The organism is Streptomyces sp. NPDC021562 (assembly GCF_040640875.1).
In the GTDB taxonomy this organism is placed as follows: Bacteria; Actinomycetota; Actinomycetes; order Streptomycetales; family Streptomycetaceae; genus Streptomyces.
Genome location: NZ_JBFACN010000082.1, coordinates 1 through 1,714 on the forward strand (window position 1 = coordinate 1; position 1,714 = coordinate 1,714).

At 39.4% G+C, this 1,714-nt stretch carries 4 protein-coding genes; 1 reads left to right on the top strand and 3 read right to left on the bottom strand.

Translation table 11 applies throughout. The features are described 5' to 3' along the window. Position 1: 1 nt before the first annotated feature. Genes AB0G52_RS40950 through AB0G52_RS40960 form a run of 3 tightly spaced genes read right to left on the bottom strand, consistent with a single transcriptional unit; the run spans position 2 to position 1,268 of the window. Positions 2-193, bottom strand: coding sequence for a YwbE family protein (locus tag AB0G52_RS40950; RefSeq protein ID WP_127738288.1), 192 nt, complete (start codon positions 191-193; stop codon positions 2-4). After that, on the bottom strand, positions 194-424 hold the full coding sequence (locus AB0G52_RS40955) for a hypothetical protein (protein WP_361344366.1): 231 nt from the start codon (positions 422-424) through the stop codon (positions 194-196). A 22-nt stretch (positions 425-446) separates the two neighbouring features. After that, entirely contained in the window at positions 447-1,268 is an 822-nt protein-coding gene (locus AB0G52_RS40960; protein ID WP_361344369.1) for a methyl-accepting chemotaxis protein, read from the bottom strand. Positions 1,269-1,346: 78 nt separating this feature from the next. On the opposite strand from AB0G52_RS40960, the gene AB0G52_RS40965 reads away from it, so the two are divergent. Next, positions 1,347-1,714: response regulator (locus tag AB0G52_RS40965; RefSeq protein ID WP_361344372.1), on the top strand; the 368-nt coding region annotated here is incomplete at its 3' end.

Sequence of the window (1,714 nt, forward strand, 5' to 3'; positions counted from 1 at the left end):
ATCAGCGAATGGCCTGCACTCGTCCGATTTTCCCGTCTGTTAATCTTACTTTAATTCCATGTGGATGGAAGGAGGAATTCGTTAGAATATCCTTTACGACTCCAACTGTCCTTTTCCCGGTTTTCTGGTCTGCCTTCAAAACGATTTCGACCGTTAAACCAGCTGTGATGTCCTTCCTGTTTTGACCGTTCATTTATACACCCATTCTTCTTCTTTGGTTATTCGTCTTTTTCGTTTGCTGGCTGTTCATTTTTTGCATTTTTGTATTGCCGCTCAGGCTTTGACCTTGTTGAGATTGTTGCTTTTTATTGGCAAGCTGCTGCTTCATTGCATCCTTTAAACTTACTTTTTTCTTTTCTTGTTCTGACATTTTTGTTACCTCCACTACATTTTCTGGACTTGCTATTGCTACTATATCACACACCTATATAGGAAGAAATCATTCTCTACAATTCATTTGCAAATTGATTTAGCTTTACCGCCATTTCCTGAATTTTCTCCATATATGCGCTTGTTTCTTTAACAGAATCCGCCTGTGACTGCCCAATGGATGCGATTCTTTCTATCGACAAATTCATCCTGCTTGTTGCTTCCTTTATCTGCTCCATCGTCTGGTTGATTTTCTGGGTGGATTGCACTGTTTCTTTCGAAAATTTTCTAATTTCATTTGCAACAACTTCAAAGCCTCTCCCTTTTTCCCCGGCTCTTGCTGCTTCAATCGCCGCATTAAGGCCAAGCAGGTTTGTCTGATCTGCTACCCTTTTGATGAGTGACAGCACCTCTGTCGATTTACTAACTTCTTCTTCCGTCTGTTTTGATTGATGAAGAAGATCATGTGAGAAATCAGTCAATGAATCTGAACTGCCTGTCATTTTGACTATCCTTTCATTTGCCTGTGACAAGGAATCTTGAATTTGCTGAACGATTTCCCTCAGCTCTGTTTGCCTGCGTACCTGTACAGCAATACCGCCAATCACCTCATTGCTATTATTCACAATTGGTGTTGCTGTGCCTGTAAATTCAAAACCATAGTAATCGGCTGGAACAAAAGCCTTGAGTGTTTTTTTCTGACTTAATGCTACAGCAAGAGGCTCTTCCTTTGAAAGTGGCTGGTTTACTTTTATGTTCAGATCAATTGTATCGCCAGGAAAATAGGCGATAAACTTTTCTTTATCACAAATGGCAATCGACAAGTCTATCGGAATGGCTATTTTCATGATTGGGATGATCGCGATAATACTCTCTAATGATTCTGCTTTGTTTAACACATCTCAAGCTCCCTTCCGATCTTGTTACTATTAGTATCACTAAAGCAAGGAATTACTAAACATTCCTACCCTTTTTAGATGCAACAAGTTTATAATACAAATATAACCAATTATAAGTGCGGTGATTTTTTGTTTAAAATTTTATTAATTGAAGATGATGTAACATTATTCGCAGAAGTTAAGGATCGGCTTAGTCAGTGGTCCTATGAAGTATATGGGATTACTGATTTTGCAAAGGTGATGGAGGACTTTAATGAGGTGAAGCCTGATCTTGTCATCATTGACATCCAGCTTCCAAAGTTTGATGGCTTCCATTGGTGCCGTATGATTCGAGCACAATCAAAGGTACCGATTATCTTCTTATCATCACGAGATCACCCAACAGATATGGTGATGTCCATGCAGCTCGGTGCAGATGATTTTGTTCAAAAGCCCTTCCATTTCGA